Origin of the sequence: Enterobacter sp. ODB01, from assembly GCF_001623605.1 — a bacterium.
GTDB lineage: Bacteria > Pseudomonadota > Gammaproteobacteria > Enterobacterales > Enterobacteriaceae > Enterobacter > Enterobacter kobei.
This window is the reverse complement of sequence record NZ_CP015227.1, coordinates 2,968,631-2,981,405: the sequence shown is the minus strand read 5'-3', so window position 1 is coordinate 2,981,405 and position 12,775 is coordinate 2,968,631. Positions and strand designations below refer to the sequence as shown.

At 54.8% G+C, this 12,775-nt stretch carries 13 protein-coding genes and 2 tRNA genes; 7 read left to right on the top strand and 8 right to left on the bottom strand.

Going from position 1 to position 12,775, the window contains the following annotated elements; genetic code table 11:
• Window positions 1–12: 12 nt before the first annotated feature.
• On the bottom strand, window positions 13–924 hold the full coding sequence (gene punR / locus A4308_RS14210; protein ID WP_045282015.1) for a DNA-binding transcriptional activator PunR: 912 nt from the start codon (window positions 922–924) through the stop codon (window positions 13–15).
• A gap of 114 nt (window positions 925–1,038) precedes the next feature.
• Between punR and punC the strand changes: the two genes are divergently transcribed.
• Together punC and cfa are read left to right on the top strand one after the other, a co-directional pair.
• Entirely contained in the window at window positions 1,039–2,238 is a 1,200-nt protein-coding gene (punC, locus tag A4308_RS14205; RefSeq protein WP_045282014.1) for a purine nucleoside transporter PunC, read from the top strand.
• 298 nt (window positions 2,239–2,536) lie between these two features.
• A complete protein-coding gene (gene cfa, locus A4308_RS14200) occupies window positions 2,537–3,685 on the top strand; it encodes a cyclopropane fatty acyl phospholipid synthase (protein ID WP_014883549.1) in 1,149 nt (382 codons plus the stop codon).
• A gap of 32 nt (window positions 3,686–3,717) precedes the next feature.
• Here the strand turns inward: cfa and A4308_RS14195 are convergent, their stop codons facing one another.
• Window positions 3,718–4,359 (bottom strand): riboflavin synthase, encoded by a 642-nt coding sequence (locus A4308_RS14195; protein WP_014883548.1) that lies wholly within the window; start codon window positions 4,357–4,359, stop codon window positions 3,718–3,720.
• A 225-nt stretch (window positions 4,360–4,584) separates the two neighbouring features.
• On the opposite strand from A4308_RS14195, the gene mdtK reads away from it, so the two are divergent.
• The 4 genes from mdtK to A4308_RS14175 all read left to right on the top strand — a co-directional run bounded on the left by mdtK (window position 4,585) and on the right by A4308_RS14175 (window position 7,983).
• Entirely contained in the window at window positions 4,585–5,958 is a 1,374-nt protein-coding gene (mdtK, locus tag A4308_RS14190) for an MdtK family multidrug efflux MATE transporter (RefSeq protein ID WP_014883547.1), read from the top strand.
• A gap of 153 nt (window positions 5,959–6,111) precedes the next feature.
• Window positions 6,112–6,188 (top strand) — tRNA-Val (locus A4308_RS14185).
• 4 nt (window positions 6,189–6,192) lie between these two features.
• Window positions 6,193–6,269 (top strand) — tRNA-Val (locus A4308_RS14180).
• A gap of 118 nt (window positions 6,270–6,387) precedes the next feature.
• Complete coding sequence (locus A4308_RS14175; RefSeq protein ID WP_063308644.1) at window positions 6,388–7,983, top strand: FAD-NAD(P)-binding protein; 1,596 nt, start codon at window positions 6,388–6,390, stop codon at window positions 7,981–7,983.
• 28 nt (window positions 7,984–8,011) lie between these two features.
• Here A4308_RS14175 and A4308_RS14170 read toward each other — a convergent pair whose 3' ends face one another.
• Entirely contained in the window at window positions 8,012–8,647 is a 636-nt protein-coding gene (locus A4308_RS14170; RefSeq protein ID WP_014883545.1) for a carbonic anhydrase, read from the bottom strand.
• Between the two features lie 72 nt (window positions 8,648–8,719).
• Entirely contained in the window at window positions 8,720–9,502 is a 783-nt protein-coding gene (locus tag A4308_RS14165; RefSeq protein WP_045282013.1) for an MBL fold metallo-hydrolase, read from the bottom strand.
• A gap of 125 nt (window positions 9,503–9,627) precedes the next feature.
• Here A4308_RS14165 and A4308_RS22530 point away from each other — a divergent pair, with 125 nt between their 5' ends.
• Window positions 9,628–9,735, top strand: a complete 108-nt coding sequence (locus A4308_RS22530) for a hypothetical protein (protein ID WP_049010383.1) — start codon at window positions 9,628–9,630, stop codon at window positions 9,733–9,735.
• 47 nt (window positions 9,736–9,782) lie between these two features.
• Here the strand turns inward: A4308_RS22530 and A4308_RS14155 are convergent, their stop codons facing one another.
• The 4 genes from A4308_RS14155 to A4308_RS14140 form a co-directional block, all read right to left on the bottom strand.
• Window positions 9,783–11,189 (bottom strand): DUF1996 domain-containing protein, encoded by a 1,407-nt coding sequence (locus tag A4308_RS14155; protein WP_045282012.1) that lies wholly within the window; start codon window positions 11,187–11,189, stop codon window positions 9,783–9,785.
• A gap of 145 nt (window positions 11,190–11,334) precedes the next feature.
• Complete coding sequence (locus A4308_RS22640; RefSeq protein ID WP_014883542.1) at window positions 11,335–11,502, bottom strand: hypothetical protein; 168 nt, start codon at window positions 11,500–11,502, stop codon at window positions 11,335–11,337.
• Window positions 11,503–11,619: 117 nt separating this feature from the next.
• A complete protein-coding gene (fumD, locus tag A4308_RS14145; RefSeq protein ID WP_014883541.1) occupies window positions 11,620–11,829 on the bottom strand; it encodes a fumarate hydratase FumD in 210 nt (69 codons plus the stop codon).
• Between the two features lie 110 nt (window positions 11,830–11,939).
• Window positions 11,940–12,752, bottom strand: a complete 813-nt coding sequence (locus tag A4308_RS14140; RefSeq protein ID WP_003857677.1) for a MetQ/NlpA family ABC transporter substrate-binding protein — start codon at window positions 12,750–12,752, stop codon at window positions 11,940–11,942.
• Window positions 12,753–12,775 lie beyond the last annotated feature (23 nt).

Here is a 12,775-nt window from a genome sequence, read left to right as displayed (position 1 = left end):
TTACGGAGCCAGTCACACTGGCTCCCGTAACCATTCCCGGTTAAGCGTTTCGCTGTCCCCCAGATAATCCAGCAGCCAGGCCATAGCAGGTGAAACATCATTTTGTTGCCAGGTCAGGCAGCAAGCCGCATCCGGGAACGGATTCTCCAGCGTCAGTTCAACCCACTCGCCGGTGTCGATTCGCGGGCGCGCAAAATGAACGGGCACCATCGCGACGCACAGCCCTGCACTGAGGCAGGTCGCCGACGATTCCCAGTCCGGGGCGACCACGCGACGCTGGTTATCCAGCAGCCAGGTGATACGCTTGGGCAGTGAGCGGGAGGTGTCCTCCAGCACCAGCGACGGCCAGTTACGCAGGGTATCGTCGCTTAACGGCCCCTCCATGGCCGCCAGGGGATGATCGCGTGCCACAACGCATTTCCAGCTCAGCATCCCCATATCGCGAAAGGCGTAGCGTCCCCCAACCGGAATCGCCTGCGTCGCCCCAATCGCCATTTCTACCCTGCCGTCCGACAGCGCGTCCCACACGCCGTTGAACACTTCCTGCGAAACACGCAACTCAACGTCAGAAAAATGACGATAGAAATCGACGATCATTTGCCGGGTGCGCTCCGGCTTCACGATATTATCGACCGCGATGGAAAGATGCCCCCGCCAGCCGTTAGCGATCTGCTGACACTGTTCGCGGGTGATCTGCATTTTTTTGATAACAGAACGCCCTTCTTTCAAAAACCACGCCCCGGCAGGCGTTAATTCCACATCACGATGTCGCCGTTCAAACAGCGGAACGGCCAGCCACCCTTCTAGCTGACGCACCGTATAGCTGATTGCCGACGGGACGCGGTGCAGCTCCTGCGCTGCGCCGCTAAAGCTGCCGTTACGCGCGACAGCATCGACCACTTCAAGAGAATAATCTGACCACATTTTCTGCCTGCAAAAAATTTGAATGCACCCGCCAAATATTAGCGTTTCACAAGCCGCTTTGCACTCCCTACACTCTGCGCCAATGTACACCTGCCTCCTCAGGAGAAGAAAACAATGCAACCCAGGAAAGGTTTTTTAGTCTGGCTCGGCGGCTTAAGCGTGCTGGGCTTTTTAGCCACCGATATGTACCTGCCGGCTTTCGCCGCCATGCAGGAAGATCTGCAAACCCCTGCCGCCGCGATCAGCGCCAGCCTGAGTTTGTTCCTCGCCGGTTTTGCCTTCGCGCAGCTGCTGTGGGGACCGCTCTCGGATCGCTTTGGCCGCAAGCCGGTATTGTTGCTCGGTCTGGCCATTTTTGCCGTGGGCTGTCTGGGGATGCTATGGGTTCGCGACGCCACCTGGCTGCTGGTATTGCGGTTTATTCAGGCAGTCGGCGTCTGCGCCGCAGCCGTCACCTGGCAGGCGCTGGTCACCGACTACTATCCGGCGAACCGTACAAACCGAATTTTCGCGACCATTATGCCGCTGGTGGGGCTTTCCCCTGCCCTCGCCCCGCTGCTGGGTAGCTGGATCCTCGCGCATTTCGACTGGCAGGCCATCTTTGCCACGCTGTTTGCCATCACGCTGATCCTGATGCTGCCGGCGTTCGCCCTCAAGCCCGCGCATAAAAAAGAGGCGCATGCCGACGCCAGCCCAATTACCTTTGCCTCCCTGCTGAGCGCCAAAGCGTATCGCGGTAATGTGCTGATTTATGCTGCCTGCTCGGCGAGCTTCTTCGCATGGCTGACCGGTTCACCCTTTATTCTGCACGATATGGGCTACAGCCCGGCGGCCATCGGTCTGAGCTATGTTCCGCAGACCATCGCGTTCCTGGTTGGCGGGTACGGCTGTCGCGCGGTGCTGCAAAAATGGGAAGGCCAGCAGATGCTGCCGTGGTTGCTGGTGCTGTATGCGTTGAGCGTTATCGGGACCTGGGCCGTCGGCTTTATTCCCGGCATCGGTCTGGCTGAAATTTTGATTCCATTCTGCGTAATGGCCATCGCGAACGGCGCGATATACCCTATCGTTGTGGCGCAGGCGCTTCGTCCCTTCCCGCAGGCGACAGGCCGTGCGGCCGCACTTCAGAATACGCTGCAACTGGGGCTGTGCTTCCTGGCCAGTCTGGTGGTCTCGGCGCTGATTGCCACGCCGCTCCTGACCACCACCAGCGTGATGCTGGTTACCGTTGCGCTGGCCGGAATGGGCTATCGTATGCAGGCAGCCGCGCAGCGTGCGCAGGATAACCGCGCGCAGGCAGAAACGTCACATGCGTAATTACTGCAAAAATTATGTAACTTTTCGGTGATTAGGTTGCTAACAATTTTCTATTGAATCACCAAATTTTGCGGCCTATACTAAATTTGGTTCGATTAAATACGATAAATATTAAGTGTTAACGGGAGCCGGAGTGCTCCCGTTTTACCATGGAAGGCATTTCGGCAAGGGTTATCTCCCTTCCTCTGTTCTACGTCGGATACTAGCCTCGCGGTATATACCGTGAGATTTCTCACAAACCAAAAAAAGCGTCTACGCTGTTTGAAGGTTCTGATCACAGTAGGGTGATGGAGAAGCTATGAGTTCATCGTGTATAGAAGAAGTCAGCGTTCCGGACGATAACTGGTCCCGGATCGTCAGTGAACTGTTAGGTCGAGCAGGCATCACGATTAATGGATCATCGCCATCCGATCCTCAGGTTAAACATCCCGACTTTTTTAAACGCGTGTTACGAGAGGGATCGTTAGGCCTGGGAGAAAGTTATATGGATGGCTGGTGGGAATGCGAACGGCTGGATATATTTTTCACCCGCGTTTTGCGTGCTGGTCTGGAAAATCAACTCCCTCGCCATCTGAAAGACACCCTGCGCGTCGCCTCAGCCCGCCTGTTTAACCTGCAAAGTAAAAAACGCGCCTGGATCGTCGGCAAAGAGCACTACGACCTTGGCAACGACCTGTTCAGCCGTATGCTGGACCCCTTCATGCAATATTCCTGCGCCTACTGGAAAGAGGCATCGACGCTTGAAGAGGCGCAACAGGCCAAGCTGCGTCTGATTAGCGAGAAACTGCAGCTTGAGCCCGGAATGCGTGTGCTGGATATCGGCTGCGGCTGGGGTGGGCTGGCGTATTTTATGGCGAAGCACTATGGCGTCAGCGTCGTCGGCGTCACGATTTCAGCAGAACAGCAAAAGCTGGCGCGAGAACGCTGCCAGGGTCTTGATGTTGACATCCGGCTGCAGGATTACCGTGACCTGAACGAACAGTTTGATCGTATTGTCTCCGTGGGTATGTTCGAACATGTTGGCCCGAAAAACTACGACACCTATTTTGACGTCGTGGATCGCAATTTGAAACCAGACGGCATTTTCCTGCTGCACACCATCGGGTCTAAGCGCACCGACAACAACGTCGACCCGTGGATCAACAAATACATCTTCCCGAATGGCTGTTTACCGTCCGTGCGCCAGATTGCCAACGCCAGCGAGTCCCATTTCGTGATGGAAGACTGGCATAACTTTGGCGCGGATTACGACACCACATTGATGGCATGGCATGCACGTTTTCAGGAAGCCTGGCCGGAGATTGCGGACAACTACTCTGAACGATTCAAGCGGATGTTTAGCTATTATCTGAATGCCTGCGCGGGGGCGTTTCGCGCGCGGGATATTCAGCTCTGGCAGGTTGTTTTCAGCCGAGGGATTGAGCACGGCTTGCGGGTCGCCCGCTAAAAAAAATAACCCCGGTTACCCGGGGTTATTTTTTATTCGTCTTCTGTGCTCGTTATTATTGCCGCTTCTTTTGCCGCCAGCACGCGCTCAACCGTATCCACTACCGCCTGGGTTTGCGGATCGATTTCGATATTCACGCGATGCCCGAGTTTTTTCGAACCCAGCGTGGTGCGTTGCAGCGTTTCAGGAATTAAATGCACGCAAAAACGCGTTGCCGTCACTTCTCCAACCGTCAGGCTAATCCCATCAATGCCAATAAATCCTTTATAGAGGATGTATTTCATTAATGACGGATCCTGCATTTTGAACCAGATTTGACGGTTATTTTCCGAGGTCACGATTTTCGCCACTTCAGCCGTGGTCATGATGTGCCCCGACATCAGATGGCCGCCAATCTCATCACTGAACTTCGCCGCACGCTCAACGTTGACGGTATCACCTACAGCCAGCTCGCCCAGATTAGTAATACGCAGGGTCTCTTTCATTAAATCAAAGCTGATCTTGTTGCCATTAATTTCGGTGACGGTCAGACAGCAGCCGTTATGGGCAATCGAGGCGCCGGTTTCGATGCCATCAAGCATATATTCCGGCAGCTCTACAACATGCGTACGAAAATTAGGTTTTTCATCAATGGACACCACTTTGGCAGTGCCCTGCACAATACCAGTAAACATGCTTACAACTCCTGTTTTCTCCGGACGGTGGTTACACCGTTTAATCCCACCACAATAACAGTTGGAAAAAGAGGTTGCCAGCGGAGCGCATTTTCTGGCGATTTTTTCACTAGATAAATAGCTAAAGCCCGCTACAATAGCTGGCACCCCCCGCATTTTCTTCTTGCTGCCCGTTACGGCGGCTTTTTTTAGTCTCTCTTATAACTACAAAATAAAGGTGTTCACGTGCAGAAGTACATGAATGAAGCGCGGCAGTTATTGGCACTGGCGATACCAGTGATCATCGCGCAAGTGGCCCAGACCGCAATGGGATTTGTGGATACCGTCATGGCAGGTGGCTATAGCGCCACTGATATGGCGGCCGTCGCCATCGGTACATCAATCTGGCTTCCGGCCATCCTGTTCGGCCATGGTCTGCTGCTCGCGCTGACGCCGGTTATTGCTCAACTTAATGGTTCGGGACGTCGCGAACGCATTGCCCATCAGGTCCGCCAGGGGTTCTGGCTGGCCGGATTTGTCTCCGTGCTGATTATGGTCGTGCTCTGGAACGCCGGTCATATCATTCGCGCGATGGATAACATTGACCCGGCACTGGCTGACAAAGCCGTGGGCTATCTGCGTGCCCTGCTCTGGGGGGCACCGGGCTACCTCTTCTTCCAGGTGGCGCGTAACCAGTGCGAAGGCCTGGCGAAAACCAAGCCCGGGATGGTGATGGGCTTTATCGGCCTGCTGGTGAATATTCCGGTGAACTATATCTTTATTTACGGTCATTTCGGGATGCCAGAGCTGGGCGGCGTCGGCTGCGGCGTGGCAACCGCGGCGGTCTACTGGGTGATGTTCTTCTGTATGCTTACCTTTGTGAAACACGCCCGCTCTATGCGCGATATTCGTAATGAGAAAAGATTCAGTACGCCGGACTGGAGCATCATGACGCGCCTGATGCAGTTAGGCTTGCCGATTGCGCTGGCCCTGTTTTTTGAAGTGACGCTCTTTGCCGTCGTCGCCCTGCTGGTCTCCCCACTGGGGATCGTTAACGTGGCCGGGCACCAGATTGCGCTCAACTTCAGCTCCCTGATGTTCGTTCTGCCGATGTCGCTGGCGGCGGCGGTGACGATTCGCGTCGGCTTCCGTCTGGGCCAGGGCTCGACGCTGGATGCGCAAACGGCCGCACGGACCGGGCTGGGCGTCGGTGTCTGCATGGCGGTCTGTACGGCGCTCTTTACCGTTGCATTACGTGAGCAAATTGCCCTGCTCTATAACGACAACCCGGAAGTGGTGGCACTGGCCTCGCACCTGATGCTGCTCGCCGCGGTGTACCAGATTTCAGACTCTATCCAGGTGATTGGCAGCGGCGTGCTTCGCGGATACAAAGATACGCGCTCCATCTTCTTTATCACCTTCATCGCCTACTGGGTACTGGGACTGCCGTGCGGCTACATCCTGGCCCTGACCGATCTGGTGGTTGACCGCATGGGACCCGCCGGGTTCTGGATGGGCTTTATCATTGGTCTGACGTCAGCCGCGATCATGATGATGATGCGCATGCGCTTCCTGCAGCGCCAGCCATCAACCGTGATTTTGCAACGCGCTGCGCGTTAAATACGCAGTAGCCGTCTGCTGGCGGCTACTTTCTCTTCACTTTGCGCGGTAATGAAGCAATCGCGTGAAATCAGAGAGAAAAATGCATTTTCCCTCTTGCCACCTTGATGCTGTGCCGCTAATATTCGTCCCCGTTGTCACCGACAACACGTTGCGTTCATAGCTCAGTTGGTTAGAGCACCACCTTGACATGGTGGGGGTCGTTGGTTCGAGTCCAATTGAACGCACCATTCTGCGTCCGTAGCTCAGTTGGTTAGAGCACCACCTTGACATGGTGGGGGTCGGTGGTTCGAGTCCACTCGGACGCACCATTTCAGTCCTGAAATTGTGCAAATCCTCTTCAGATACCCTGATTTTTCTTAATCCCTTATTTTCATCATTATTCTCCTGCTACGCTTTTCTTATGGAAAAAATACAGGAAGCGCGTTGATGAAGAGTATCGCCATTATCGGCTCCGGCCCCACAGGGATTTACACCTTTTATCATCTGCTTAAAAACAGCACCCCGCTCTCAGTTTCCGTCTTTGAACAGGCCGATGACGCTGGCGTGGGCATGCCTTATAACGACGACGATAATTCTCGCCTGATGCTGGCGAACATTGCGAGCATTGAAATCCCGCCCATTTTTATGACCTACCTCGACTGGCTGAAGGGACAGAGTGAAGCGCACCTGGCGCGTTTTAAGGTAGATAAAACCACGCTCCACGATCGGCAGTTCCTGCCCCGGATCCTGCTGGGTGAATATTTTCGCGACAGCTTTCGAACCATCGTCAAAGAAGCTAAAAAGCAGGGGTTCGAGGTTAACATCCATGAATCCGCCGCCGTTACCGACGTCATTCCCTCCTCAACCGGCGTCACGCTTTCCGTCAATGGCAACATCTTTCCTGAACGCTTTGAGCTTGCGGTTATCGCCACCGGTCACGTCTGGCCAGACGAGGACGAAGCCACGCGCACATTCTTCCCAAGCCCGTGGTCCGGTCTGATGGACGCCCGCATTCCCCCTTGCCGCGTTGGCATTATGGGAACATCGTTAAGCGGTCTGGATGCGGCGATGGCGGTGGTGATGCAGCACGGTGAGTTCCGTGACGGTAAATTCATCCTGGACAAAGGCAGTGAAGCGTTAAACATTACGCTGATGTCGCGGACAGGCATTCTGCCGGAAGCCGATTTTTACTGCCCTATCCCTTACGAACCGCTGTCCGTTTTAACCGCATCCGTGGTTGAAGGCGAGATAGCCAAAGGATCGGATGGCCTGCTTGACCGCATTTTTGCCCTGATGGTGAAAGAGCTTCAACGTGCCGACCCGGCATGGTGCGAGAAAATTTCTCTGCAACGCCACAACGCCGACAGCCTGCGTGACGCCTGGTTTGAGGATCGTCAACAGCACGGTCCGTTTAGCTGGGCGGAAGAGAACCTCAATGAAGTTGAACGGAACAAACGCGAACGGCGCACCGTCGCCTGGCGCTATACCGTCCTTCGGCTGCATGAGGTCGTTCAGGAGATTGTTCCCCATCTTAGCGATCAGGACAGAGAGCGCTTCAAAAACGGGCTGGCCCGCGTGTTTATCGACAACTATGCGGCGATCCCTCCGCAGTCTATCCGCAGACTGCTTGCGCTTCGCGAGGCTGGCATCATCAGCGTGGCGGCCCTGGGCGACGACTATACGCTGGATGTTGGCAGCGACCGCACGGTGGTGTCCACAAAAGAGACCGTTTACCGCTTTGACGTTTTCATCGATGCACGCGGGCAAAAGCCGCTCAAAACCAAAGATCTGCCTTTCCCCTCACTGCGCAGAGCGCTGGAAACGACCGGCGACGAGATACCCGATGTCGGTGAAGATTACACGCTAAATGCGCCTGAAACGGTTCGCGGGCGCATCGCGTTTGGCGCGATACCGTGGCTGATGCACGATCATCCCTTTGTTCAGGGGCTGGCGGAGTGTGCAGAGATTGCAGAGGCGATGGCCAGGGCGGCTGAAAAACCGGCCACAGGTTTACGGCGTCGATTACCGTACGTAGAGAACTGACAGGGCTTCCATGCCCTGCAACGCGATATTACTCGAAGAAGACGTCCGGGTTTTCAGACAGCGAGACAAAGGTTTTCGTCGCTTTATCCAGGGCACGAATTTCGCCGCTTTCAATGTCATAGACCCAGCCGTGCAGGCGAAGGGAGTTGTTACGCAGCCCCACCGCGACGGACGGGTGAGTCTTAATGTTGCTCAGTTGCGCAAACACGTTCTCCTGCACCATCGCATTCACTTTATCGAGCGGCTTATCCCAGGTTTTCTTCTCAACCACGGCTTTGGCCGCATCGGAATAGCGCAGCCAGTGTGAAACAGCAGGCATCGGCTCCAGGTTCGCGTTATCGGCAATCGCCTTCATCGCGCCACAGTTGGAGTGGCCGCAGATGACGATATCCGTCACGCCCAGCGCCACAACCGCGTATTCGATAGTGGCAGAGACACCGCCAGGCTCAGGCCCGAACGGCGGTACAATATTACCAGCATTACGAATGACAAAGAGTTGTCCCGGCTCTTGCTGAGTAACCAGTTCCGGGACCAGACGGCTGTCGGAGCATGAGATGAACAGCGCTTTGGGATTCTGGCTGGACGCTAAACTGCGAAAGAGCTCTTTACGTTGCGGGAAAATCTCTTTTTGAAAGCTGAGAAAACCTTCAATGATATGTTGCATAGCAATTTCTCTTTTATCTGTTTTAGTTTAGGTATGATCGCGATCACACTCGTAAATTTTACCCATCGCGCTTCACTTCAGACAAGCAATATATTTCTGGCCCGACCGCTGTACGATAGCGTCGGCATTCGCCGGAATGTTCTGCCCTTCGAACGCGCCGTAAAGACGGGTGAAAGATTTGCCCACCAGGCGCCGGGTGACCTCCTCAACCTTGCGGGCAGGCAACGGAAGCATATTCGGGTAGCTCCACATAAACGACACCGCATCCTTCCCGGGGGTGACCTGCAGAATATCCCCCGCCAGCAAAACGCCCTCGCCTTCCTGCCAGTGCAGCACCGTGCCGCCTGCGAAATGGCCGCCGAGACGCAGCAAAGTAACCGATGGCACGATCTCCAGCGCATCGCCCTCCCAGTAATTAATCGCCGGACTGGCGCGCATCACCCACTCGCGATCGCTGGCGTGCAGATAGACCGGCGCATCAAACGCCGCGGCCCACTCCTGCATGGTGGTGTAATAGTGCGGATGGGAAATCGCAATGGCGCGGAGGCCGCCGAGCGCGGTGATGATAGCGTGGGTGGCCGGGTCAAGGTTGGCGATGCAGTCCCACAAAATATTGCCGTGTGGGGTACGCAGCAGCAACGCGCGCTGGTTAATCGCAAAAGACGGTACCGTTTTGATGCTGTACAACTGCGGCTCCAGCTGCTGCCATTTATTCGCGTGCGTGGCCGTTACCGTCTCATACTCGATCCACGCCTGGCCGCTGGCCGGGACATACTGCCGTTCATCCTCGCAAATCGGGCATCTTTCCGGCTGTGCATCGTAGGAGGTACCGCAGGTTTTACAGAGTGTAATCATGAGCGCTCCTCAGTGATAAAGCACTGAGTATGGCAGGGATTATCCTTATGTGCTGCGTGGTACATTGCTGGCTTTTTTTGCCCTATACTGTGCCCGTATCAATAACTGAACATAGCAGGTGCAACATGGAAATTGATCTCGATAACCTGGTTTTTAACGGACTGGATGACGCGGACAAAAAAGCCCAGGCGATTGTCGCCGACGACGACTGCGGTGATGCCTGCAAGATCTGATAAAAAGCACCGGTCAGCCGGTGCTTTTTTTGGCACTCAACGGAGAGCTACAGTTCAGGCGTCTTTTTAAATCCCGTCAGCATCAGTACAAGGCTTTGCGCCGAAGAAGCCGGTTCAAACTGGTAATGGTTTCCCTGGCGGTCGCCGCCGATATACCACGAGATTTCGGTTTTCCCTTCCGCCAGCGCCTTGCGCACGGCTTTGTCGACATCCACCATTCTGTACTCGCGCGAGTGGTTGAGATACAGCACAGCATCGGATCGATAGTTGCAGGCCGGGCGGTCAGCCCATCTCACCGTTGCAGGATCCCAGTCGTTGCTGGCCGGATAGAAGAAGATCTGATCGGCGCCGTCAGTTTCTACCTTACCGCCGTATATGCGAACGCGATATTTAAACAGAGAAGGATCCTGTCCCGCTGGCAGCGGCGGGATCGTAAACTTTACCAGTGAGAGGGTTTCACTGTTTTGCGTTCGGCCTCCGTTCTGCCAGTTATCCTGCACCAGCAAAGCCTGCGGCTGAGGCTGGGAGAGCCCCGGCTCAAGGCTGCTTAGCCAGACGTTTGCCTGCGCTTTTGAATAGGCATATGGCACGGTCGTGCCACAGTCCAGCCCGCGATTCATACACAGCTCGGTCATAAAGCGCGCCCCCTCTTCCGTCCAGCCATTCATGAAATCAGCATGCGCAGTGTAGAGACTTCCCCAGCGTTCTTCGCGTTCGTCACCATGCATAATGGGATCGAGGGAAAGCTGTACTTTGCTGGTATCAAGGGATGAAATTGTCGGAAGCACATAAGCGATGTTCATGTTCACGGTCGGAATTTTCACCGGAAACGCGGTCGGGCATTGCCCTTTCGTATCGTACGTCGCATTGGCAACGCCGTGAGCGGGCTTGAGATTCACGCCATCCCAGCAGTTGGGAAACTGAATACCGATATTAAACTGCACGGCGTCTCCCGCCTTGCGTAGCCCGCACACTTCGCCTGTTTTTGTCGTGTAACCTTTGCCGTTAGCACATAAGAACGTGATATGCGGGTTAGGCGCAGATCCATGGTGATCCCCCGCCAGCAGTGATAGCCCCGCCGGGAAAGGCTGCAGCGGCCAGGTTTCCACATTCGAAGCCTGATAATAGGTTTTTTGATACGCGGGTTTTACGATAGTGCCATCAGGCAGCCGCAGCGAAGGTGCCCAGTATGCCGAGCTATCCGCTTTGTTATCGCAGGTTGTTTCTTCCAGCGTGCGCAGGGTTTCCCGGCTCGAGCTGGCATCGGTGTGCGTGTTGCCGAAGAAGTCATGCAGCATGGCCTCGTTGGGCCTGCCAAACATCATAATTGCATCATCGCCAAGGGTATGGGAGTAGCCGCAGACGACATGAGCCTGTGGCGCAGCGTGCGCCGCATGCATGGCGAGAAGTAACGCAGGGGCTGAAAGAGCCGCGGTTAACGTGGTCCGTTTCATCATTATCTCCATTAATGAAAGGACCTATAGGTAACAAACAACGGGTTAATTAACCGAATGATTCACCGCGTACTTTTCTCCTCATTGTGGCTTTACAGACGTAACGCACAGCTCATTCCAGTACATTTCGCGCGTGCGGCGCAGTTCAGCGTGACGTTTTATCATGGAACCACTCCGGGTCTATGTTAGCAACGTCCACACCGTACAGGCTGGCAGCAGGCAGTATTGACTCAAGAACACGTTGCGCGCTGTTCTCCGCATTCACAGGTCGGGTGGCAAAAAACCGCCGTAACGTGCTGATCCATTTTTTCATCGTCTTGCCCCTCTTGCTTCACCTGCGTTCAGTAAAACACCCATTAACAATGGAGGGGAAATAACAATAACGACTGTTGATATGCGGGATCTGAGAAACGCGCGAAACGCGGGCGCATCACCCGGCCAGCGCTTTAACCACCGTCTCCATCGCTTCGGTTGTCAATTCGCTGCGCTTGATGCGCTGGTTCGCCAGCGCCGTGCGCAGCACACCCGCAATGACAATATGCTTCGGCTCCTGCCCTAAATCACGCATCTCAAGCACCACCTTACCGACCACCCGGCACATCTCCTGGTACAGCGCTTCATCTTTGGTCACGTTACCCATCGTCATCACTCCGTTGCCTTTTAAACGTTGAGCTTAAATGATTCTCCTGCCGGATACAAAAAAGAAGCCCGGCGAGGATCTCGCCGGGCTTCATCTGTAAAATCAGCTAATTAGTTATTAACCGGAATCACAGCACCTTTGTATTTGGTGCGGATCCAGTCCTGAATCTCTTTGGAGTGCAGCACGTTCACCAGTGCGACGATGTCCTTCTTCTTCTCGTCACCGCGATGCACGGTAATGATGTTGGCGTACGGGTTATTTTCACCGCTCTCTACCGCAATCGGGTCGTGCACCGGGTCCAGACCGGCGTCAATCGCATAGTTGGCGTTAATCACTACCGCAGCGCCTTCATCGTTGTTGTACATCTGCGGCAGCAGAGAGGCTTCGACGTTAGGCGTGAACTGCAGCTTCTTCGGGTTCTCAACGATGTCGCTGATACGCGCCGTCACTTTGTCGATGCCAGGCTTCAGCTTGATCACGCCCTCTTTTTCAAAGATGGAGAGAATACGGCCTTCTTCGGAAACGGCATCACGCATAATGATCTTACCGCCTTCCGGCAGGTCCTTCAGCGACTTGTACTTTTTGGAGTAGATACCGATTGGCTCAATGTGGATAGCACCCGCACTGACAAAATCGTAATCCTTATCGCCCGCGTGATCTTTCAGCACGCTGTTCAGGTAAGGAATATGCTGGAAATAGTTGGCGTCAATGTCATGACCCGCCAGCGCGGTGTTGGGCAGAATGTAGTCCTGGAACGGTTTAATCTCCAGGTCAATCCCCTGCTTCGCCAGAATCGGCTTTGCCTGCTCCAGAATTTCGGCGTGCGGGGTGTTGGATGCGCCCACAGTCAGCGTATCCGCCCAGGAGGCGAAGCTCAGGGCGCTCAGGGTGGCTGCGGCGATCAGTGTCAGTGTTTTTTTCATGATGTGGTTCCTGTGTGTATTTA

What these genes read in the sequence shown, in the direction of transcription:
- punR (WP_045282015.1), bottom strand. Translation starts at nt 924, where the DNA reads ATGTGGTCAGATTATTCTCTTGAAGTGGTCGATGCTGTCGCGCGTAAC.
- punC (WP_045282014.1), top strand. Translation starts at nt 1,039, where the DNA reads ATGCAACCCAGGAAAGGTTTTTTAGTCTGGCTCGGCGGCTTAAGCGTG.
- cfa (WP_014883549.1), top strand. Translation starts at nt 2,537, where the DNA reads ATGAGTTCATCGTGTATAGAAGAAGTCAGCGTTCCGGACGATAACTGG.
- A4308_RS14195 (WP_014883548.1), bottom strand. Translation starts at nt 4,359, where the DNA reads ATGTTTACTGGTATTGTGCAGGGCACTGCCAAAGTGGTGTCCATTGAT.
- A4308_RS14175 (WP_063308644.1), top strand. Translation starts at nt 6,388, where the DNA reads ATGAAGAGTATCGCCATTATCGGCTCCGGCCCCACAGGGATTTACACC.
- A4308_RS14170 (WP_014883545.1), bottom strand. Translation starts at nt 8,647, where the DNA reads ATGCAACATATCATTGAAGGTTTTCTCAGCTTTCAAAAAGAGATTTTC.
- A4308_RS14165 (WP_045282013.1), bottom strand. Translation starts at nt 9,502, where the DNA reads ATGATTACACTCTGTAAAACCTGCGGTACCTCCTACGATGCACAGCCG.
- A4308_RS22530 (WP_049010383.1), top strand. Translation starts at nt 9,628, where the DNA reads ATGGAAATTGATCTCGATAACCTGGTTTTTAACGGACTGGATGACGCG.
- A4308_RS14155 (WP_045282012.1), bottom strand. Translation starts at nt 11,189, where the DNA reads ATGAAACGGACCACGTTAACCGCGGCTCTTTCAGCCCCTGCGTTACTT.
- A4308_RS22640 (WP_014883542.1), bottom strand. Translation starts at nt 11,502, where the DNA reads ATGAAAAAATGGATCAGCACGTTACGGCGGTTTTTTGCCACCCGACCT.
- fumD (WP_014883541.1), bottom strand. Translation starts at nt 11,829, where the DNA reads ATGGGTAACGTGACCAAAGATGAAGCGCTGTACCAGGAGATGTGCCGG.
- A4308_RS14140 (WP_003857677.1), bottom strand. Translation starts at nt 12,752, where the DNA reads ATGAAAAAAACACTGACACTGATCGCCGCAGCCACCCTGAGCGCCCTG.